The organism is Streptomyces sp. NPDC052020 (assembly GCF_040680575.1).
Taxonomy (GTDB): Bacteria; Actinomycetota; Actinomycetes; order Streptomycetales; family Streptomycetaceae; genus Streptomyces.
This window is the reverse complement of record NZ_JBFAWY010000058.1, coordinates 1-21,582: the sequence shown is the minus strand read 5'-3', so window position 1 is coordinate 21,582 and position 21,582 is coordinate 1. Positions and strand designations below refer to the sequence as shown.

The 21,582-nt window shown below is 72.1% G+C and carries 15 protein-coding genes; 8 read left to right on the top strand and 7 right to left on the bottom strand.

Translation table 11 applies throughout. The features are described from left to right. Positions 1 to 122 precede the first annotated feature (122 nt). Positions 123 to 428 (top strand): ferredoxin, encoded by a 306-nt coding sequence (locus AB0L74_RS33290; RefSeq protein WP_365660859.1) that lies wholly within the window; start codon positions 123 to 125, stop codon positions 426 to 428. An 84-nt stretch (positions 429 to 512) separates the two neighbouring features. Here the strand turns inward: AB0L74_RS33290 and AB0L74_RS33285 are convergent, their stop codons facing one another. The 3 genes from AB0L74_RS33285 to AB0L74_RS33275 all read right to left on the bottom strand — a co-directional run bounded on the left by AB0L74_RS33285 (position 513) and on the right by AB0L74_RS33275 (position 4,099). After that, positions 513 to 1,094, bottom strand: a complete 582-nt coding sequence (locus tag AB0L74_RS33285; protein ID WP_365660856.1) for a hypothetical protein — start codon at positions 1,092 to 1,094, stop codon at positions 513 to 515. Between the two features lie 232 nt (positions 1,095 to 1,326). After that, positions 1,327 to 2,229 (bottom strand): tRNA (adenine-N1)-methyltransferase, encoded by a 903-nt coding sequence (locus AB0L74_RS33280; protein ID WP_029386781.1) that lies wholly within the window; start codon positions 2,227 to 2,229, stop codon positions 1,327 to 1,329. Positions 2,230 to 2,275: 46 nt separating this feature from the next. Next, complete coding sequence (locus AB0L74_RS33275; RefSeq protein WP_365660853.1) at positions 2,276 to 4,099, bottom strand: site-2 protease family protein; 1,824 nt, start codon at positions 4,097 to 4,099, stop codon at positions 2,276 to 2,278. 172 nt (positions 4,100 to 4,271) lie between these two features. Here AB0L74_RS33275 and AB0L74_RS33270 point away from each other — a divergent pair, with 172 nt between their 5' ends. Together AB0L74_RS33270 and AB0L74_RS33265 are read left to right on the top strand one after the other, a co-directional pair. Next, complete coding sequence (locus AB0L74_RS33270) at positions 4,272 to 5,243, top strand: PD-(D/E)XK nuclease family protein (RefSeq protein WP_365660849.1); 972 nt, start codon at positions 4,272 to 4,274, stop codon at positions 5,241 to 5,243. An 83-nt stretch (positions 5,244 to 5,326) separates the two neighbouring features. Beyond that, positions 5,327 to 5,998 carry a response regulator transcription factor gene (locus AB0L74_RS33265; RefSeq protein WP_365660846.1) on the top strand — a complete coding sequence of 224 codons (672 nt, stop codon included), beginning with the start codon at positions 5,327 to 5,329 and terminating at the stop codon, positions 5,996 to 5,998. 82 nt (positions 5,999 to 6,080) lie between these two features. On the opposite strand, the gene AB0L74_RS33260 is transcribed toward AB0L74_RS33265, so the two are convergent. The 4 genes from AB0L74_RS33260 to metH form a co-directional block, all read right to left on the bottom strand. Next, positions 6,081 to 7,661 (bottom strand): ABC transporter substrate-binding protein, encoded by a 1,581-nt coding sequence (locus AB0L74_RS33260; RefSeq protein ID WP_365660843.1) that lies wholly within the window; start codon positions 7,659 to 7,661, stop codon positions 6,081 to 6,083. A 70-nt stretch (positions 7,662 to 7,731) separates the two neighbouring features. Next, the gene (locus AB0L74_RS33255) at positions 7,732 to 9,336 is read right to left on the bottom strand and encodes an ABC transporter substrate-binding protein (RefSeq protein WP_365660840.1); all 1,605 of its coding nucleotides are present in this window, start codon (positions 9,334 to 9,336) and stop codon (positions 7,732 to 7,734) included. A 458-nt stretch (positions 9,337 to 9,794) separates the two neighbouring features. Next, positions 9,795 to 10,535 carry an HAD family phosphatase gene (locus AB0L74_RS33250; RefSeq protein ID WP_365660836.1) on the bottom strand — a complete coding sequence of 247 codons (741 nt, stop codon included), beginning with the start codon at positions 10,533 to 10,535 and terminating at the stop codon, positions 9,795 to 9,797. A 173-nt stretch (positions 10,536 to 10,708) separates the two neighbouring features. Further along, positions 10,709 to 14,221: a methionine synthase gene (gene metH, locus AB0L74_RS33245; RefSeq protein WP_365660833.1), complete on the bottom strand. Its 3,513-nt coding sequence runs from the start codon at positions 14,219 to 14,221 to the stop codon at positions 10,709 to 10,711. Positions 14,222 to 14,892: 671 nt separating this feature from the next. Between metH and AB0L74_RS33240 the strand changes: the two genes are divergently transcribed. From AB0L74_RS33240 to AB0L74_RS33220, 5 genes are all read left to right on the top strand, one after another. Next, positions 14,893 to 15,657 carry an IclR family transcriptional regulator gene (locus tag AB0L74_RS33240; protein ID WP_365660830.1) on the top strand — a complete coding sequence of 255 codons (765 nt, stop codon included), beginning with the start codon at positions 14,893 to 14,895 and terminating at the stop codon, positions 15,655 to 15,657. A 466-nt stretch (positions 15,658 to 16,123) separates the two neighbouring features. After that, positions 16,124 to 16,918: an MIP/aquaporin family protein gene (locus AB0L74_RS33235; RefSeq protein ID WP_365660827.1), complete on the top strand. Its 795-nt coding sequence runs from the start codon at positions 16,124 to 16,126 to the stop codon at positions 16,916 to 16,918. Between the two features lie 95 nt (positions 16,919 to 17,013). Then, the gene (gene glpK / locus AB0L74_RS33230; RefSeq protein ID WP_365660824.1) at positions 17,014 to 18,552 is read left to right on the top strand and encodes a glycerol kinase GlpK; all 1,539 of its coding nucleotides are present in this window, start codon (positions 17,014 to 17,016) and stop codon (positions 18,550 to 18,552) included. 30 nt (positions 18,553 to 18,582) lie between these two features. Further along, complete coding sequence (locus AB0L74_RS33225; protein WP_365660821.1) at positions 18,583 to 20,199, top strand: glycerol-3-phosphate dehydrogenase/oxidase; 1,617 nt, start codon at positions 18,583 to 18,585, stop codon at positions 20,197 to 20,199. 270 nt (positions 20,200 to 20,469) lie between these two features. Continuing rightward, complete coding sequence (locus tag AB0L74_RS33220) at positions 20,470 to 21,468, top strand: PAC2 family protein (protein ID WP_365660818.1); 999 nt, start codon at positions 20,470 to 20,472, stop codon at positions 21,466 to 21,468. Positions 21,469 to 21,582: the final 114 nt, after the last annotated feature.

Below are 21,582 nucleotides of genomic sequence, written 5' to 3'. Positions count from 1 at the left end.
CTCACGCCAGGGGAATACCCACAGAACACGATTGAAAAGCAGACGGAGGTAGGGTCGAACCGTTCAACACCCGTCAGAGCTGGCCGGATTCCGTGCAGCCCGACGCAGAAACGGCAGGAGAGATGAGCGTGCAGCAGGAGGCCGGAGTCGACGGCGAGGCACTGGAGGTGTGGATCGACCAGGACCTGTGTACCGGCGACGGCATCTGCGCCCAGTACGCGCCCGAGGTGTTCGAGCTGGACATCGACGGTCTGGCGTACGTCAAGGGCGCGGACGACGAGCTTCTGCAGAGCAAGGGGGCGACAACGCCCGTGCCGTTGCCGCTTCTCACGGATGTGGTCGACTCCGCGAAGGAGTGTCCGGGCGAATGCATTCACGTACGTCGCGTTTCGGACAAGGTCGAGCTGTTCGGTCCCGACGCAGAGTGACCGGGTCTGAACAGAAGGCGATCACTGTTTGTTTTCTCACAGCGTGACCCCGATGCCGCCACCGGCCCCCGGCGGTGGCGCCCGTCACACCGTCCGGGCCTGGGACGGCTCCGCGCGGACGAACGCGCCGTTCTTCCACCGCCACTTCACGTCATCCGTCACGTCCGGGCAGCAACTGGGCACATCGGCCGACGAGTAGCCGAGCAGGGTGGCGAGGACGGCGCCGTCGCGTACCGCGAGGGCGGTGGCCGTGCGGCGTTCGCGGGGGTCGACGAGGGTGGCCACCACGCGGGGCGTGCCGCCGCCGGCGTCGCCGGTGAGGACGTACACGCCGTCGGGCGGGGTGCCCATGGGGGCGTCGCAGTGGACGACGGCGACCGTCTCGGGCCGGCCGTCGCCGTCGAGGTCGCCGGTGGCCTTCTTCCGCACCACCGCCTCGACCGGGCCGCACTCCAGCGGGAAGGTGACAGTCGCCGGGTCGGGCGGCGCGGCGTCCGCCCGGGTGGCGTTCGTCCTGGAACCGGCGGCGGCCTGCGCCGCCGTGGCGGCGTCGGGCGGCAGAAGCGAGGAGAGCGCCACGACGCCGGCGACCGCGGCCGCGGTGGCGATCCAGTGGACGGGGCGGGTGTGCGTGTGCGCCAGGTCCGGAACGGCGGAGTGCTGCACGAGGAGTGTCTCCTGTGAGGGCTGTGCCGGTGGGATGGCCAGCATCGTGCCATACGTCACAGTGCGGCGGAACGGCGGGGTGGGTACCGGGACGGGATCGGCGCACCCGGTCCGGGCCCCGTGACAACGCGAGGACGCCGTGGCCGAGTTCCCGGGTGTGCGCGGGAACTCGGCAACGGCGTCCTCAGGTTGACGGCGGCACGTCCGTACGTGGACGGCGGCAGCGGCCGGCTCAGCGGCCGGCGCCTCCGTCCGCGTTGGGGCCGGCGTAGTCCTCGCCGTAGGCGCCCTTGGCGGGGCGGCGGCGGCGCATCGGCGGCTCGACGCCGTCGGCGAGGCGGCGGGCGGTGAGCAGGAAGCCGGTGTGGCCGATCATCCGGTGGTCCGGGCGGACGGCCAGGCCCTCGATGTGCCAGTTGCGGATCATGGTTTCCCAGGCGGTCGGCTCGTTGAAGCAGCCGATCTCACGGATGGACTCCACGGTCCGGGCGAGCTGGGTGGTGGTCGCGACGTAGCAGCACAGGATGCCGCCGGGCACCAGCGCCTTGGAGACCGCCTCCAGGCACTCCCAGGGGGCGAGCATGTCGAGGATGACGCGGTCGACGTCGGTGTCGGACAGGTTGTCCTGGAGGTCGCCGACGGTGAGCTGCCAGGCCGGGTGGGGGCCGCCGAAGTACCGCTCCACGTTGGCCTGGGCGATCTCGGCGAAGTCGGCGCGGCGCTCGTAGGAGTGCAGCATGCCCTGGTCGCCGATGGCGCGCAGCAGGAAGCTGCTGAGCGAGCCGGAGCCGACGCCGGCCTCCACGACGCGCGCGCCGGGGAAGATGTCGGCGAAGGCGAGGATCTGCCCCGCGTCCTTGGGGTAGACGACGGCTGCCCCGCGGGGCATGGACAGGACGTAGTCGGGGAGCAGGGGGCGCAGCGCGAGATAGGCGACGTTCCCGGTGGTGCGGACAACGCTGCCCTCGGGAGCGCCGATCAGTTCGTCGTGCGGGAAGGAACCCTTGTGGGTGTGGAAGTTCTTCCCGGCCTCGAGCGTGAACGTGTAGTGGCGGCCCTTGGGGTCGGTCAGCTGTACCTGGTCCCCGACCTTGAAGGGCCCGCGACGGCGGGCGGCACCGGTCGGTTCGGACATGTGACCAGCCTACCGGCCTTTGGCGGGGCCGCCGACCATGGCGGGCTCAGGCGGACGGGCGGGCCATGGCCTTGACGAAGGCCCGCTCGACGTCGGCTGCGGACAGCACGCCGTAGATCGCGCCGGTCTCCTCCACGACGAGGTACTCGGTCGCCGGGGTGGCGCGCAGGACGTCCAGGAGTTCCTCGCCCGCCAGCTCTGCCGAGACGCGCATGCCGTCGGTGAGCTCCTGGGCGAGCCCGCTGACCGCGACCCAGGGGCGGCGGTGCTCGGGGACGCCGACGATGGCGGCCTCGCGGACGATCGACTGGGGGCTGCCCTCGGCGTCGACGACGACCAGGGCGCGGGCCCCGGCGGCGTTGGCGCGGCGCAGGGCCTCGGAGAGCGGGGTGTCGCTCTCGACGGGGACGGCGCGGCGGGTCAGGGCGCGGGCGCGCAGGTCGGGCAGGTGCTCGCGCAGGCGTGCCATGCGCAGGCTGTTGCCGGCGCCGGTCCAGATGATCGCGGCGAGGATGGCGGCGAGCAGGGCGTCCATGACGGTGTCCATGCCGACGTTGTCCACTGCGTCGGCGCCGAGGGCCCCGGACTGGGTGAGCAGCGGCAGGCCGATCAGGACGCAGACGGCGAGGGCCCGGCCGACCCAGGCGGCGGCGACCGTACCGCTCATCGGCCTGCCGGTGAGCTTCCAGACGACGGCGCGGAGCATCCGGCCGCCGTCGAGGGGCAGGCCGGGAAGGAGGTTGAAGGCGGCCACGATGAGGTTGGAGACCATCAGGCCGGCCAGCAGGACGCCGGGGACGGTGCCCGGCTCCACGGGTTGCAGGGCCAGGTAGAAGACGCCGGCCAGGACGAGGGAGAGCAGGGGGCCCACGAAGGCCAGGACGAACTCGCGGCCGGGGGTCTCGGCCTCCTTCTCGATCTCGGAGACACCGCCGAAGAACTGGAGCTGGATGCGGCGGACCGGGAGCTTGAAGCGGAGGGCGGCGATGGTGTGGGCGAGCTCGTGGACGAGGACGGAGGCGTAGAAGGCGACCGCGAAGAACAGGGAGACCAGATAGCGGGCGGCGCCCAGCTCGGGCAGGACGCGGTCGAGCTGTCCGCCGAAGACCCAGGTGATCAGGGCGGCGACGAGGAACCAGCTCGGCGCGACGTACACGGGGACGCCGAAGGGCCGCCCCATCAGCAGCCCGCCGCCGGGCTCCGGCGGGCGCTGCGGCGGGGGGCCGGGCGCGACCGCGGAGTCGGCGCGGTCGCCGCCGGGGCCGGGGTCGGCGGGGGCATGGTGGTCGCCGCTTCGGGCCGCGCCGGGGACCGGGGCGGCCGGACCGCCGTCGGCGGCGGCCGGCGGCTCCTGCCCGGGCGTGCCGTCCGTTCCGCGCCCGGCGTCCTCGCGGCGCTCTGGCTCGGGAACCGCTCCGCCGTGCGGGGCGTGGGTGGGCGTCCGGTCGCCGGGTCCGGCGGCAGGGGCGGCCGTGGTGCCGGTACGGGGTGCGTCGTCCTCGGCGGGGGGCGCGTCGGCCCGGGCCGGGCCGCCGTCCCCGCCGTCCGGGGCCGGTCCGCCCGTACCGGACGAGTCACCGTCGCCGGAGGAGTCACCGTTCCCGGACGGGACACCGCTCCCAGAAGGATCGCCGTTCCCGGACGGTCGACCGCGCCGGTCCTCGGCCCCGGTGGGTTCCCCGGCTCGGGCCGGTTCGCCGTCCGGAGCGGGTCCGGGCGCGGCGGGGCCGGTGGGTGCCGGGTGGGTGTCGCCGCTCGGGGCCGGGCCGGGGTGCGCGGGGTCCGCGGCCGGGGCTCCCCGCCCCGCGTGGTGCTCGGCCGGTTCCTCGCTGCCGGACCGCGGCTGCCCGCTCCCGCCGCTCACGTCCACGGTGTCCCCTCGTTCGAAGCGTCTCCCGCACCTCGCGGGCGGGAGGGTCTCGTGTCGATGGTATGCGGCCCTCGCGTCCCGTTCCGCCCCGGCACCCCTGGCTTCTCCCACGGCGCACGCCTCACGGGCGCGGGTGGGTCACTGTCAGTGGCGGGCCGTAAGGTCTGTGGGCATGGAGACGAGCATCGAGGGTGTCGTGGAGACCGCCGCCGGTCCTGCCCCGCGGAGGGAGCCTTCCGCGACGGCCGGGGCGGCGGCGGAGGCGGAGGCGGGCGGGAGCATCCGGGCGACGGCCACCGCCCCGGAGCCCGCCGCCGTACCGCCGGCGACGCTCTCGCCCTCGCGCGCCGGTGACTTCATGCAGTGCCCGCTGCTGTACCGGTTCCGGGTGATCGACCGCCTTCCGGAGAAGCCGAGCGAGGCGGCGACGCGCGGCACCTTGGTGCACGCGGTGCTGGAGCGGCTCTTCGACGCCCCGGCGGCCGAGCGGACGGCGCCGCGCGCGAAGGCGCTCGTCCCGGCCCAGTGGGACCGGCTGCGCGAGAGCCGCCCGGAGGTCGTGGAGCTGTTCGCGGACGACCCGGACGGCGAGCGGCTGGCGCGCTGGCTCGCCGAGGCGGAGCGGCTGGTCGAGCGCTGGTTCAGCCTGGAGGACCCGAGCCGGCTGGAGCCCGCCGAGCGGGAGCTGTTCGTCGAGGCGGAGCTGGAGTCGGGGCTGCGGCTGCGCGGCATCATCGACCGGGTCGACGTGGCGCCCACGGGCGAGGTGCGGATCGTCGACTACAAGACGGGCAAGGCGCCCCGGCCGGAGTACGCGGAGGGCGCGCTGTTCCAGATGAAGTTCTACGCCCTGGTGGTGTGGCGGCTGAAGAAGGTCGTCCCGCGGCGGCTTCAGCTGGTCTATCTGGGCAGCGGTGACGTGCTGACGTACGACCCGGTCCTCGCCGATCTGGAGCGGGTCGAGCGCAAGCTGCTGGCCCTGTGGGACGCGATCCGGCAGGCGACCGAGACCGGCGACTGGCGGCCGCGGCCCACCAAGCTCTGCGGCTGGTGCGACCACCGGGCGCACTGCCCGGAGTTCGGCGGCACTCCCCCGCCCTATCCGCTGCCCGTGCGCCCGGCCGCCGCCGGTGCGGGCGGCTGAGCCGGGCGGCGGGCGGCCGCCCGGAGGGGGATCGGCCCAGGCGCGCAGGGCAGAATGGGGCCGGACTAGCGAAGGAGACTTACGTGGCCATCCGCGTCCTATTGGTCGACGACCAGCCGCTGCTGCGTACGGGCTTCCGGATGATTTTGGAGGCGGAGCAGGACATCGCGGTCGTCGGCGAGGCCGGTGACGGCCTCCAGGCTCTCGACCAGGTGCGGGCACTGCAACCCGACGTGGTCCTGATGGACATCCGCATGCCGCGGATGGACGGCGTGGAGGCGACCCGGCAGATCACCGGCCCCGACCGGGACGGCCCGGCGAAGGTGCTGGTGCTGACCACCTTCGACCTCGACGAGTACGTGGTGGAGGCGCTGCGGGCCGGCGCCAGCGGCTTCCTGCTGAAGGACGCCCCGGCGGCCGAACTGGTGCAGGCGATCCGCGTGGTGGCCGCCGGTGAGGCGATGCTCGCGCCGAGCATCACCAGGCGGTTGCTCGACAAGTACGCCACGCATCTGCCCTCCGGTGACGAGCCGGTGCCGGACACCCTGCACACGCTCACGGACCGTGAGGTGGAGGTGCTGAAGCTGGTGGCGCGCGGTCTGTCCAACGCCGAGATCGCCGCCGATCTCTTCGTCAGCGAGACCACCGTGAAGACGCATGTGGGGCATGTGCTGACCAAGCTGGGGCTGCGTGACCGGGTGCAGGCCGCGGTGTACGCGTACGAGAGCGGGCTGGTGCGCCCCGGGGCGCAGTAGGCCCGCGCCGCCGGGTCCGTACGACACGCGAAGGGCGCCCCCTGCCGGGCAGGGGGCGCCCTTCGCCGTGTGCGGCGATCCGTCAGTCCTTGCTGAGTTCCCAGAACCGGAAGACGGTGGAGGCGTCGAGGCAGTACTCCAGGCCGTAGACGTGGTCGCGGACGACCGCGTACTGCTTGGCCTGCCAGACGGGCAGGACGGGGATGTCCTCGGCGACGATGTCCTGGAGGCGGCCGAACTCCTCCTCGGTCGAGGAGCGGTCGCTCTCGGCGGCGGTGCGCGGCAGGAGGGTGCCGGTGACGGTGCTGTCGGCGTAGTTGTTGCCCAGCACGTTGCCCTTGCCGAAGAAGGGGGCCGTGAAGTTGTCGGGGTCCGGGTAGTCGGGGACCCAGCCCTTCACGTACACGCCGTACTTGCCGGCGGCTATGTCCTTCTCGTACTGCTCGAAGGGCACGGACTGCATCTCCGCGTCGAACAGGCCGCTCGCGTTGAGCTGGCCGGCGATCGCCTGGAGTTCCTGGTCGGTGGCCGGGCCGTAGCGGGACGGGGTCGACCAGAGGGTCAGCTTGACCTTGCCGGTGATGCCGTCCGCGCGCAGGGCGGCGGCGGCCTTGTCCTTGGAGGGGCGGGCGCCGTAGGTGTCGAAGAAGGCCGTGTTGTGGCCGGCGATACCGGCCGGGATGATCGAGTACAGCGGGGTCGCCGTGCCCTGGTACACGTCCTGGATGAGGGCCTCGCGGTCCAGCAGGTGGGCGATGGCCTTGCGGACGCCCGGCTTGCCGGCGACCGGGTCGTCCATGTTGAAGACGAGGTGCTGGACTTCGGCGCTGCTGCCCTCGACGATCTCGACGCCGGAGCCGTCGCCGGCCTTCTGGAGGTCCGCGATGTCGCTCGCGGTCAGGCCGCGGTAGGCGACGTCGACGTCGCCGTCCAGGAGGGACTGCTTCAGCTTGCTCTGGTCGCCGTGGAAGAACTTGAGCGTCACGCCCGTGTTCTGGACCTCGGCGGTGCCCTTGTAGTGCTTGTTCACCGAGAAGACGGCCTCGTTCTCACCGAACGAGTCCAGCTGGTAGGGACCGGAGCCGACCGCCTTGCCGTCCTCGCGCAGTCCGTCGGCGTCGTACTGGCGGTGGTCGACGATGGAGCCGGCGCCGGAGGCGATCTTGCTGGGGAAGGTGGCGTCCGGCGTGTTGAGGTGGAAGACGACCGTCCTGGCGTCGGGCGTCTCGACCTTGTCGAGCGTGGTGAACATGACGGCGGGACCGGCCCCGTCCTTGATCTTCAGCACGCGGTCGAAGGAGAACTTCACGTCCTTCGAGGTGAGCGGGTCGCCGTTGCTGAACTTCAGCCCGTCCTTGAGCGTGCACCGGTACACCTGGGCCCGCGTGTCGGTGAAGGCACAGGCCTCGGCGGCCTCCGGTTCCGGCTGCGTGCCTCCCTTGGGGAAGCTGAGCAGCGACTGGAAGACGTTGTTGAACAGCAGCCAGGAGCCGGGGTCGTAGCCGGCGGCGGGGTCGGTGGCCAGGACGTCGTCGGACATGCCGACGACGACCGAGGGGCCGTCGGCCCCGGAATCGCCGTTCTCCGTACCGCAGCCGGTCAGCAGGCCGGAGGCGAGCCCCGCCACGATCGGCAGGACCGGCCAGTGGTTGCGCAGGTTCACGTGCTGTGCCTTGTCGTCGGTGAGTCGGGTCGCCGGGGCCGTCGTCCACGGCCCCGGCGGCGGGAAGGCGTCAGCCGCTCACTCCGCGGCCGAGCTCCCACAGCTGAAGGGTGGAGGAGGAGTTCAGGGCGTACGCGGTGCCCGTGATGTCGTCCCGCGCGGCGACGTACTGCTTGCCCTGCCACAGCGGCAGCACCGGTACTTCGTCGGCGACGATGTCCTGCATCCTCGTCACGCTCTCCGCGGCGGACAGCCGGTCGGCCTCGCGCCGGGACTCCGGGATGAGGGTGTCGCGGATCTCGCTGTTGACGTACGGCGAGCTGAGGAAGTTGTCGGCGTCGAGGAACGGGGCGAGGAAGTTGTCGGCGTCCGGGAAGTCCGGGAACCAGCCCATGCCGTAGACCTCGTACTCGCCCTTCTGCCCGGCCGGGCGGAAGGTCTTCCAGGGGGTGCCCTCGATGCTGACGTCGAACAGGCCGCTGTCGTTCAGCTGCCTCTTCAGCTCCTCGAACTCCAGCTCGGTGGCCGCGCCGTAGTGGTCGGTGGTGTAGTGCAGCGTCAGCTTCACCGGGAGGCTGATGTCGGCCCGCTCCAGCAGGGTCCTGGCCTTGTCCGCGCTCGGGTCGCCGTACTCGTTGAAGAACGAGTTGGAGTGACCGGTGACCGTGGCCGGCACCAGGGAGTACAGCGGCTCGGCCTGGGAGCCGTAGACCCTGGAGATCAGTTCGCTGCGGTTGATGGTCTGGGCCATGGCCTGGCGGACGGCCTTGTCCTTGACCTCCGGCGCGTTGGTGTTGAAGGCCAGGTAGCGGATCTCCAGGCCGGGCATCTCCACCAGGTCGACGGTGTCGTCGGAGGCGTTGGACAGCTCCTTGACCTGCTCCGGCGTCATGGCGCGGGCCATCAGGTCGATGTCGCCCCGGTCCAGCGCGCGGCCCATGGCGTCGGCGTCCTCGAACGACACCATCTCGACCTTCTCGTTGTTCACCGCCAAGGTCCCCTTGTAGCCGGGGTTCTTGGTGAACACGGCCTTGACCAGTTCGTCGTCCTGGACTTCGGCCTTCACGGTGTACGGGCCCGAGCCGTCCACGCCGAAGCCTTCGCGCAGCTTGTCCTTGGCGTAGTCGTCGGGGTTGACGATGCCCGCCACCGGAGTGGACAGCTTGAACGGGAAGGTGGCGTCGGCGGTCTTGAGGTGGAAGATGACCTCGCGCTCGCCCTGCGTCTCGATGGTGTCGATGGTGGACAGCAGGCCCGACACACCGCTGCCGGTCTTCAGGGAGCGCGCGCGGTCGATGGAGTACTTCACGTCGGCCGCGGTGACGGGGTCGCCGGAGGCGAACTTCAGGCCGTCGCGCAGGGTGCAGGCGTAGCGTTCGTTGCCGGTGTCGGTGAAGCCGCACTTCTCGGCGGCCTCGGGTACCGGCTCCCCCTCCCCGCGGGGCTGGACCATCAGGGTCTGGACAGTCTGGCGCAGGATGTTCCAGCTGCCGACGTCGTAGGCGAAGGCCGGGTCGAGGGGCGCCGGGGCAGCCTTCGAGGCGGTGAACCGGTCCGTGGTGCCGACGACGATCGCGTCACCGTCGCCGCTGCCGCCGTCCGACCCGCCGCACGCGGCGAGCACCGGGGCGAGCAGACCGATGACGGCCGGCAGCACCAAAGTCTTGCGGTTCATGCTCGGGGTACTCCAGGACTGTCGGGTCCGTGTATCCGGCATGCAGGGGTGGCGCAGCGGATCACGGGGGTGGGGGTGATGTTCTCGCGACGAGATTAGTCCGCGCCCGCAGTACGGTTCGCGGGCACCGAAGTTGAGGTCTCATCACGCAGCGAAACCGGGTGCGGACAGACCGAAAACCCGACAGGGGAAGGATTCGTGCAGCCTCCCACCAATCGGGACACATAGGCACGTCGGCAACACCCGGAAGGCGGCGCTCAGCACACGCACACCCCCTTGTCGACCCGTCATCACGTGACGAACGTCACAACATAGCCCGGTGAGCGGCCCGCCGGAAGGCGTTCATCCGGCGGCGGGAATTTTGCCGCGCACACCACTGCGTGATCTCCGCGCGCGGTCTCCCGAACACGCGTACCCGGAAATTCCCGCCCTATCAGCGCCGTACGCCGGGTGAACGCCTAGCGCCTTTTCGTCATCAGTCGGCGCAGGAATGCGAGGTCGACCTCTTCCAGCGAGGTCACGACCGTGCGCCGGGGCGCCGGGGCGAGGGGGGCGACGGACGGCACGGCCACCACGTGGCAGCCCGCGGCCTCCGCGGCGGCGACCCCGGTCGCGGTGTCCTCGACGACCGCGCACGCCGCCGGGTCGACGCCCAGTCCGGCGGCGGCGGTCAGGTAGGGGTCGGGGTGGGGCTTGGTGCGCGGCACCTCGTCGCCGGCGACCGACAGCGCGAAGTGGTGCGCGCCCAGCGTCGTCAGCACCCGGTCGATGATCCGGCGGTGCGAGGCGGACACCAGCGCGGTGGGGACCTCGTGCTCGTACAGCTCCGCGAGCAGCCGGGCGGCTCCCGGCATCAGCGGCAGTGCCTGCTCGATGCGCTCCTCGAAGCCCTTGTTGAGCAGCACCGTGAGTTCGGCGAGGGTGATCGCGGCGCCGGTGGCCTCGATCAGGAACCCCGCGCTGCGGCTCATGGGGCCCCCGACCACCACATGGCGCCAGGACTCGTCGAGCGCGTGCCCGAGGGAGGCGAAGACCTCGACCTCGACGTCCCACCAGAAGCCCTCGGTGTCCACCAGGGTGCCGTCCATGTCGAGGAGCACGGCCTGAAGGGCGCTGCCGTCGGCGGTCCGGGTCTTCCCCGCCCGGGCGGGGCCGAGAGTCCCGGGCAGGGTTCCGAGCGCGGGCACCGTACTGGTCATCCACGTACCTCCTTGAGGGACGATCAGGCCGGCTCCCGGATGGGAGCCGGCCTGCGGTGGACCGACCAGTGTACGACGTGCGCGGACGGAACGCCTGATATGAGCCGTGTGCCCTGGGGCACACCGGCGGACGCGCGGGCCGCCGGGGCGGCTCGCGCCCTTCCCCGGACGCCTCAGCGGGCGTTGAAGTACTTCGCCTCCGGGTGGTGGATCACGATGGCGTCGGTGGACTGTTCGGGGTGGAGCTGGAACTCCTCGGACAGGCGCACGCCGATGCGTTCGGGCTGGAGCAGGTCGGCGATCTTGGCGCGGTCCTCCAGGTCGGGGCAGGCGCCGTAGCCGAGGGAGAAGCGGGCGCCGCGGTACTTCAGGGCGAACATGTCCTCCATCGCGGCCGGGTCCTCCCCGGCGAAGCCGAGTTCGGCGCGTACCCGGGCGTGCCAGTACTCGGCGAGGGCCTCGGCGAGCTGGACGGACAGGCCGTGCAGTTCGAGGTAGTCGCGGTAGGCGTTGGCCTCGAACATCCGGGCGGTCTCCTCGCCGATGCGGGAGCCGACGGTGACGACCTGGAAGCCGACGACGTCCCGCTGGCCGGACTCCTCCGGGCGGAAGAAGTCGGCCAGGCACAGGCGCCGGCCGCGGCGCTGGCGGGGGAAGGTGAAGCGGGTGCGCTCGTTGCCGGCGTCGTCCAGGACGATCAGGTCGTCGTCCTTGGACACGCAGGGGAAGTAGCCGTAGACCACGGCCGCCTCCAGCAGGTTCTCCGTCTGGAGCTTGTCCAGCAGGCCGCGCAGCCGGGGCCGGCCCTCGGTCTCGACCAGCTCCTCGTAGGTGGGCCCCTCGCCGGTGCGGGCCTGCTTCAGCCCCCACTGGCCCTTGAACAGGGCGCCCTCGTCCAGCCAGGACGCGTACTCCTTGAGCTGGATGCCCTTGATGACCCGGGTGCCCCAGAACGGCGGTTCGGGGACGGGGTTGTCGGTGGCGACGTCGGAGCGGACGTGCCCGGCCTCGGGGCGCTCCTCGACCTCGACGGCGGCGGCCCGCACCCGGCGCTGCCTCAGCTCCGGCAGCTTGGCGCCGGGCACCCCCCGCTTGACGCCGATGAGGGCGTCCATCAGGCGCAGGCCCTCGAACGCGTCCCGGGCGTAGCGGACTTCGCCCTCGTAGATCTCGTGCAGGTCCTGCTCGACGTAGGCCCGGGTGAGCGCGGCGCCGCCGAGGATGACCGGGTAGTCGGCGGCCATGCCGCGCTGGTTGAGCTCCTCCAGGTTCTCCTTCATGATCACCGTGGACTTCACCAGCAGCCCGGACATGCCGATGACGTCGGCCCGGTGCTCCTCGGCGGCCTCCAGGATCGCCGAGACCGGCTGCTTGATACCGAGGTTGACGACGTTGTAGCCGTTGTTCGACAAGATGATGTCGACGAGGTTCTTGCCGATGTCGTGGACGTCACCGCGCACGGTGGCCAGCACGATGGTGCCCTTGCCCGCCTCGTCCGTCTTCTCCATGTGCGGTTCGAGGTAGGCCACGGCCGTCTTCATCACCTCGGCCGACTGGAGCACGAACGGCAGCTGCATCCGGCCGGAGCCGAACAGCTCGCCGACCACCTTCATGCCGTCCAGCAGCGTCTCGTTGACGATCTCCAGCGCCGGACGCGCCTGGAGCGCCTCGTCCAGATCGGCCTCCAGACCGTTGCGCTCGCCGTCGATGATGCGCCGCTTGAGACGCTCGTCCAGGGGCAGCGCGGCCAGCTCCTCCGCCTTGGAGGCCCGCAGGGACTTCGCCGTCGCGCCCTCGAACAGCGCCATCAGCCTCTGCAACGGGTCATAGCCCTCGCGGCGGCGGTCGTAGATCAGGTCGAGGGCGGTGGTGACCTGCTCCTCGTCGAAGCGGGCGATCGGCAGGATCTTGCTGGCGTGCACGATCGCCGAGTCCAGGCCCGCCTTGACACACTCGTCGAGGAAGACGGAGTTCAGCAGGATCCGCGCGGCCGGGTTCAGGCCGAAGGAGATGTTCGACAGACCCAGCGTCGTCTGCACCCTCGGGTGACGCCGCTTGAGCTCGCGGATGCCCTCGATGGTGGCGATACCGTCCTTGCGGGACTCCTCCTGACCGGTGCAGATGGTGAAGGTCAGACAGTCGACGAGGATGTCCTCCTCACGGATGCCCCAGTTCCCCGTCAGGTCCGCGATCAGCCGCTCGGCGATCTCGACCTTCTTCTCCGCGGTACGGGCCTGGCCCTCCTCGTCGATGGTCAGCGCGATCAGCGCGGCCCCGTGCTCCCTGGCCAGCGCCGTGACCTTGGCGAAACGGGACTCCGGCCCGTCCCCGTCCTCGTAGTTCACCGAGTTGATCACCGCCCGGCCGCCCAGCTTCTCCAGACCGGCCCGGATGACGTCGACCTCGGTGGAGTCCAGCACGACCGGCAGCGTGGACGCGGTGGCGAAGCGCCCCGCCAGCTCCTCCATATCGGCCACACCGTCCCGGCCGACATAGTCCACGCACAGATCCAGCATGTGCGCGCCCTCGCGGATCTGCTCGCGGGCCATCTCCACGCAGTCGTCCCAGCGGCCGTCCAGCATGGCCTCACGGAACTTCCTCGACCCGTTGGCGTTGGTGCGCTCACCGATCGCCAGGTACGAGGTGTCCTGCCGGAACGGCACACTCTGGTACAACGACGCCGCGCCCGGCTCCGGCCGCGGATCCCGCTCCACCGGCGTGACACCCCGGACCCGCTCCACGACCTGCCGCAGATGCTCCGGCGTCGTACCGCAGCAGCCCCCCACCAGCGACAGGCCGTACTCGCGGACGAACGTCTCCTGCGCGTTGGCCAGCTCGGGTGCCGTGAGCGGGTAGTGGGCGCCGTCCTTGCCGAGGACGGGCAGACCGGCGTTGGGCATGCAGGACAGCGGAATGCGGGAATGACGCGCGAGGAAGCGCAGGTGCTCGCTCATCTCGGACGGGCCGGTGGCGCAGTTCAGGCCGATCATGTCGATGCCCAGCGGCTCCAGCGCGGTGAGGGCGGCGCCGATCTCCGAGCCGAGCAGCATGGTGCCGGTCGTCTCGACCGTGACGGACACGATCACCGGCATGTCGGTGCCGAGGGCCTGAAGGCCGCGCTTGGCGCCGAGCACGGCGGCCTTGGTCTGGAGCAGGTCCTGGGTGGTCTCCACCAGCAGCGCGTCCGCGCCGCCCGCGACCAGGCCCTCGGCGTTGCGCTGGTAGGCGTCGCGCAGGGTGGTGTACGGGGCGTGGCCGAGGGTGGGGAGCTTGGTGCCGGGGCCCATGGAGCCGAGGACCCAGCGCTGCCGCCCGTCCTTGGCGGCGAACTCGTCGGCGACCTCGCGGGCGACCCGGGCGCCGGCCTCGGACAGCTCGTGGACGCGGTGGGCGATGTCGTACTCGCCGAGGGCGGAGTGGTTGGCGCCGAAGGTGTTGGTCTCCACGCAGTCCACGCCCACCTCGAAGTAGGCGGCGTGGACGGAGCGCACGATGTCGGGGCGGGTCAGGTTCAGGACCTCGTTGCACCCCTCCAGCTGCTCGAAGTCGTCCAGCGAGGGGTTCTGCGCCTGGAGCATGGTGCCCATCGCCCCGTCGGCGACCACCACACGGGTGGCGAGCGCCTCGCGCAGGGCGGACACGCGGGTCCGGGTGTCGGTGGATGGGGTGGACGGCGACGAGGCCATGAAGGGGCTCCCTTGGATGCGACGGCTGTCGGCTTTGCGTCCCCCGGCATACGTCCGGGCGGACGTCGCGGGGGAAAGCGCACGCGGCCAGGGTAGCCGGGACCGCGGGCGGATGGTCAGGGGCGTCCACGGGACGGACGAGGAAAGACGGGTGGATCACTCATGGGAGCGGCGTGCGCGGGCGGGGTACGACGCGGGCGCGACGGCCACCGGAGGTGCGGCCACGGGTGGCGCGGGGCGGCCCCAGGGGTGCGGGCCGGGGACTGCCGGGGCGGGCGGGCGGCGCCGAGAACCTCCCGGGTCCGGCGAGGCGCCGGGCGGGGCCGCCCCGAGAGGCCCGGGGGCCGGGGAGTGCCGGAGGCGCCGCGCCGACTGGCCTACCCTTGCGCCGGCGACCGGCTCCCGGGCGGCAGCCCGCACCCGAGGGGACCGGCGCCTTCCAGCCGTATCCGGTCGATCCGGCCCGGTCACCGTCCGCCCGGGCCACCCGGTGTGCCCCGGTCACGACCGGTCACACCGGGGCTGGCCCGCTCCGGCGGACGGGCCGGCGCGAACCGTTGCCCGACCGACCATTGGCGGCAGGTCGGCAACGACCGGTAGTGTTCGACATTGCCGAACGGCGGCAGCGATGCCGCGAAGGCGGCGGTCGAAGGGACGGAGGCGGTACGGCGATGGCACGGAACATCCAGTCGCTCGAACGGGCGGCCGCGATGCTGCGGCTGCTCGCGGGCGGCGAGCGGCGGCTCGGCCTGTCGGACATCGCCTCCTCGCTGGGCCTCGCCAAGGGCACCGCGCACGGCATCCTGCGCACCCTCCAGCACGAGGGCTTCGTCGAGCAGGACGACGCGTCCGGCCGTTACCAGCTGGGCGCCGAGCTGCTGCGGCTGGGCACGACCTACCTCGACGTGCACGAGCTGCGGGCGCGCGCCCTGGTGTGGACGGACGACCTGGCCCGCTCCAGCGGCGAGAGCGTCTATCTGGGCGTTCTGCACCAGCAGGGCGTCCTGATCGTGCATCACGTCTTCCGGCCCGACGACAGCCGGCAGGTCCTGGAGATCGGGGCGATGCAGCCGCTGCACTCCACGGCCCTGGGCAAGGTGCTGTCGGCCTACGACCCGGTGGCCCGCAGCGAGGCGGCGGAGGCCGAGCGCCAGGCGTTCACCGACCGGACCGTCTGCGACCTGGACGGCTTCGAGCACATCCTCGGCCTCACGCGCGCGCGTGGCTACGCGGCGGACATCGAGGAGACCTGGGAGGGCGTCGCCTCCATCGCGGCCCCCATCCACGACCGGCGGCGGATGCCGGTGGGCGCCGTCGGCGTCACCGGCGCCGTCGAGCGGCTGTGCCGGGACGGCGAACTGCGCCCCGAGCTGGTGGCGGCGGTACGGGACTGCGCCCGGGCGGTGTCGCGGGATCTGGGCGCCGGGCGGTTCTGAGACACACCGGCCCGCGGCCGGCCCCGCGCACGGGCCCCTCCGCGCACCGGCGCGTCCGCACACCGCCCCCTCCGCACACCGGCACGTCCGCGCACAGACGCGTGCGCGCACAGACGCGTCCGCGCGCGACGACGAGGACCGCAACGCCGGGCGGCGTTCCGGCGGCCGGCCTGCCCGGAACCGGCACACCCGCCCACACCCCGCCCCGCACCGTCGCGAACCCCCACGAGATCGACCACACCGGCCGATCGGTAACGATCGCGGTTTCGGCAACAGAACCCTTGACGCATGAGTGACGTCGAAGCAAGACTCCCGTCCATCGGTCGGCATTGTCGAACACCTACCGGCAATAGGCGCTAGAGTGTGACAACGCCAAGGGCCGCCATCGCTCTCACCCCGAGGGCGCCGGAACACCCGGAGGGACCCGGGTACGGCATCCCCTGGACGAAGGACAAAGGAGTCGCGGGTGTCCAGCTCCGACATCTTCATCGGCGAGACCATCGGTACCGCCGTGCTCATCCTGCTCGGCGGCGGGGTCTGCGCCGCCGTCACGCTCAAGGCCTCCAAGGCCCGCGACGCCGGCTGGGTCGCCATCGCCTTCGGGTGGGGTTTCGCCGTCATGACCGCGGCCTACATCTCCACACCCCTGTCCGGGGCTCACCTGAACCCGGCCGTGACCCTCGGCATCGCCCTCAAGGACGGCGAGTGGGGCAACGTCCCGACCTACCTGGCCGGCCAGATCCTCGGCGCCATGATCGGCGCGGCCCTGGTCTGGGCCGCCTACTACGGCCAGTTCCAGGCGCACCTGACCGACCAGGAGATCGTCGGCGGTCCGGGCGCGCAGGACACCGCCGCCAAGGCCGTCGAGGCGCAGGAGAAGGGCGCCGGCCCGGTGCTGGGCGTCTTCTCCACCGGCCCCGAGATCCGCCACGCGGCGCAGAACCTCGCCACGGAGATCATCGGCACCTTCGTCCTGCTGCTCGCCATCCTCACCCAGGGCCTGAACGACCGGGGCGACGGCCTCGGCACCCTGGGCGCCCTGATCACCGCCTTCGTCGTCGTCTCGATCGGCCTGTCCCTCGGCGGGCCGACCGGTTACGCGATCAACCCCGCCCGCGACCTCGGCCCGCGCATCGTGCACGCCCTCCTGCCCCTGCCCAACAAGGGCGGCTCCGACTGGGGGTACGCCTGGATCCCGATCGCCGGTCCGCTGATCGGTGCGGCGATCGCCGCGGGCGTGTACAACGCCGCGTTCGCTTAGGGGTGCCGCCCGCGCCCACCGGGCACGGACTCCGAGCCGCACGGCACGCGCCGTACACGCAAGCCCCACCACCACGGAACTTCCAGGAGCAGACAGTGACCGACGCCCACACCGCCGGCCCCTTCATCGCGGCGATCGACCAGGGCACGACCTCCTCCCGCTGCATCGTCTTCGACCGGGACGGCCGGATCGTCTCCGTCGACCAGAAGGAGCACGAGCAGATCTTCCCCAGGCCCGGCTGGGTCGAGCACGACGCCACCGAGATCTGGGCCAACGTCCAGGAGGTCGTCGCCAAAGCCGTCGCCAAGGCGGGCATCACCCGCGACGACATCAAGGCCATCGGCATCACCAACCAGCGCGAGACCACCCTCGTCTGGGACCGGAACACCGGCGAGCCCGTCCACAACGCGATCGTCTGGCAGGACACCCGCACCGACGCCCTGTGCCGGGAGCTGGCCCGCAACGTCGGCCAGGACCGCTTCCGCCGCGAGACCGGGCTGCCCCTGGCCTCCTACTTCGCCGGTCCCAAGGCCCGCTGGCTGCTCGACAACGTCGACGGCCTGCGCGAGCGCGCCGAGGCGGGCGACCTGCTCTTCGGCACCATGGACAGCTGGGTCATCTGGAACCTGACCGGCGGTACCGACGGCGGCCGGCACGTCACCGACGTCACCAACGCCTCCCGCACCCTGCTGATGAACCTGCACACCATGCGGTGGGACGAGCGGATCTGCGAGTCCATCGGCGTGCCGGCCCGGATGCTTCCCGAGATCCGCTCCTCCGCCGAGGTGTACGGCGAGATCAAGGGCGGTCGGCTGGGCGAGCTGCTCGGCGGCGTCCCCGTCGCCTCCGCGCTCGGCGACCAGCAGGCGGCCCTGTTCGGGCAGACCTGCTTCTCCGAGGGCGAGACCAAGTCGACGTACGGCACCGGCACCTTCATGGTGATGAACACCGGTGACAAGCTCATCAACTCCTACAGCGGGCTGCTGACGACCGTCGGCTACCAGATCGGCGACGACAAGCCGGTCTACGCGCTGGAGGGCTCGATCGCCGTCACCGGCTCCCTGGTGCAGTGGATGCGGGACCAGATGGGGCTCATCTCCACCGCCGCCGAGATCGAGACCCTCGCCCTGTCCGTCGAGGACAACGGCGGCGCGTACTTCGTCCCGGCCTTCTCCGGACTGTTCGCCCCGTACTGGCGCTCCGACGCCCGCGGGGTGATCGCCGGCCTGACCCGGTACGTCACCAAGGCGCACCTCGCGCGCGCCGTCCTGGAGGCCACCGCCTGGCAGACCCGGGAGATCGCCGACGCCATGACCAAGGACTCCGGCGTCGAGCTGGCCGCCCTCAAGGTCGACGGCGGCATGACCTCCAACAACCTGCTGATGCAGACCCTCTCGGACTTCCTGGACGCGCCCGTGGTGCGCCCGATGGTCGCCGAGACGACCTGCCTCGGCGCCGCCTACGCCGCCGGCCTCGCCGTCGGCTTCTGGAACAGCACCGACGACCTGCGCGCCAACTGGCGGCGGGCCGCCGAGTGGACGCCCCGCATGGACGCGGCCACCCGCGACCGTGAGTACAAGAACTGGCTCAAGGCCGTCGAGCGGACCATGGGCTGGATCGCCGACGAAGGCTGACGAGAGCCGACGAGGAGTTAAGAACCCGACATGACCACTCAGTCCGCCCTGCCGTCCGTGCCTGCCCTGGGGACGCGCCCGGCCTCCGGCTCCCGCCCGAGCCGCGCCGAGACCAGGGAGCAGCTCTCCAAGGCGTCGTACGACCTTCTCGTGATCGGCGGCGGCATCCTCGGCATCTCCACCGCCTGGCACGCCGCCCAGTCCGGTCTCAGGGTGGCCCTCGTCGACGCCGGTGACTTCGCCGGCGCCACCTCCTCCGCCTCCTCCAAGCTGCTCCACGGCGGCCTGCGCTACTTGCAGACCGGCGCGGTGAAGCTGGTGGCGGAGAACCACTTCGAGCGCCGCGCGGTCTCCCGCCAGGTGGCCCCCCACCTGGCGAACCCGCTCACCTTCTACCTCCCCGTGTACAAGGGCGGCCCGCACGGCGCGGCCAAGCTCGGGGCGGGTGTCTTCGCCTACTCCGCGCTGTCGGCGTTCGGCGACGGCGTCGGCCATCTGCTCTCGCCGGCCAAGGCGCGGCAGGACGTTCCCGAGCTGCGCACCGAGAACCTCAGGGCCGTGGCCGTGTACGGCGACGACCAGATGAACGACGCGCGGATGGCGCTGATGACGGTCCGCGCGGCCGTCGAGTCGGGCGCCGTCGTCCTCAACCACGCGGAGGTCACCGGCCTGCGCTTCACCCGGGGCCGCGTCACCGGCGCCGAGCTGAAGGACCGCCTGTCCGGCGAGGAGTTCGGCGTGCACGCCCGGCTGGTGCTGAACGCGACCGGCCCGTGGGTCGACCACCTGCGCCGCATGGAGGACCCGAACGCCGCGCCGTCCATCCGTCTGTCGAAGGGCGCGCACCTGGTGCTGAAGCGGACCTCCCCGTGGAAGGCGGCGCTGGCGACCCCGATCGACAAGTACCGCATCACCTTCGCCCTCCCCTGGGAGGACATGCTGCTGCTCGGCACCACCGACGAGGAGTACGAGGGCGACCCGGCGGACGTCGCGGTCAACGACAAGGACATAGCCCAGATCCTGGACGAGGCCGCGTTCTCCATCCGCGACCAGCAGCTCGACCGGGACCTGATCACGTACGCCTTCGCGGGTCTGCGCGTGCTGCCGGGCGGACCCGGCGACACGGCGAAGGCCAAGCGCGAGACGGTGGTCACCGAGGGCCGGGGCGGCATGCTGTCCGTCGCGGGCGGCAAGTGGACCACCTTCCGCCACATCGGCCGGACGGTGATGAGGAAGTTGGAGTCGCTGCCGGGCCACCCGCTGGGCGACGACTTCGAGCCGGTCTCCTCCCTGCCGAGGAAGCTGCCGCTGCCGGGTGTCGCCAACCCCCGCGCGGTCGCCCACCGGCTCCTGGTGGACGGCCCCGCGCCCGGCCCGCGCATGGCGGCCGACACCGCCCGGCACCTGGCCACCCACTACGGTTCGCTGGCGTTCGACATCGCCCGCCTGGCCAACGACGACCCGGAGCTCGCCGAGCGCGTCCACCCCGACGCCCCGGAGATCTGGGCACAGGTCGTCTGGGCCCGCGACCACGAGTGGGCCCAGACCCCGGACGACGTGCTGCGCCGCCGCACCACGCTGACGATCCGCGGCCTGGCCACGGACGAGATCCGCGCCAAGGTGCGGGACCTGCTCGACAAGAAGTAGACGCCCGACGGCGGGCACCCGGCGGCGGACACCGCCGGCCACCCCCTGAAGGGGCGGCTCCGCACCGTCGGAACCGCCCCTTCCCGTAAGCCTCGCCGCGGTCTGCGGCCGCCCCGGGCCGACGTGTCCGCCCGGGTGTTCCGAGGTGGTTGCCGGGGCAGTGATGGGGTCACTCCCCCGTGCGAGGGGGTGCGAGGGGGCTGCGGACGCCCCCGCCGCACGCCGTAAGGTTGGGACGTCAAGCGAGGGCACGTCGGAAGGAGGCACTGGGTGATCGAGCTCGAGGGGGTTCCCGAGCTGATCGACCCGGTCATGGTGGCCGCGTTCGAGGGCTGGAACGATGCCGGCGACGCCGCCTCCACCGCGGTCGCGCATCTCGACAGGGAGTGGAAGGGCGAGGTGTTCGCGGCGCTGGACGCCGAGGACTACTACGACTTCCAGGTGAACCGCCCCACGGTGTTCCTGGACGGCGGCGTCCGCAAGATCATGTGGCCGACGACCAGGCTGTCGGTGGTCCGGGTCGGCGGCGACAAGCCGCGGGACCTGGTGCTGGTCCGGGGAATCGAACCGTCCATGCGCTGGCGCTCGTTCTGCAACGAGCTGCTGGGTTTCGCCCATGAGCTGGGCGTGGAGCTGGTGGTCATCCTGGGCGCCCTGCTGGGCGATACCCCGCACACGCGCCCGGTCCCGATCAGCGGGACCACCTCCGACCCCGACCTGGCGCGCCGCATGGACCTGGAGGAGACCAAGTACGAGGGCCCGACGGGTATCGTCGGCGTCCTCCAGGAGGCGTGCACACACGCCGGGGTGCCGGCGGTGTCGCTGTGGGCCGCGGTGCCCCACTACGTGTCGCAGCCGCCGAACCCGAAGGCGACGCTGGCCCTCCTCAACCGCCTGGAGGACCTGATCGACGTGCGCGTCCCGCTGGGCGAGCTGCCCGAGGACGCGCGCGCCTGGCAGGTGGGCGTGGATCAGCTGGCCGCCGAGGACAGCGAGGTAGCCGAGTACGTCCAGACGCTGGAGGAGGCCCGGGACACCGCGGAGCTGCCGGAGGCGTCGGGTGAGGCGATCGCCCGGGAGTTCGAGCGGTATCTGCGGCGCCGGGACGGCGGGAGCGGTCCGTCCGGCGGGCACGCCACGGCGGACGGCGGCGACGGTCCCCCCGGCCCGCCCGGCACGTCGTATCTGCGGGACAACCCCGGCGGCCGGACCAGGCCGCCGAAGCCGCCGGCGGCCGGCGGGGACGACGAGGACTCCGCGGAGGACTGACCAAACCGGGCGGGGGGGGGGGGGGGGGGCGCCCCCCCCCCCCCCGACCCCGGGGGGCGCGCCCCCCGGCCCCGCCGCCGGCGACGCCCCCACCCCCCACACCCCCGCAACGCC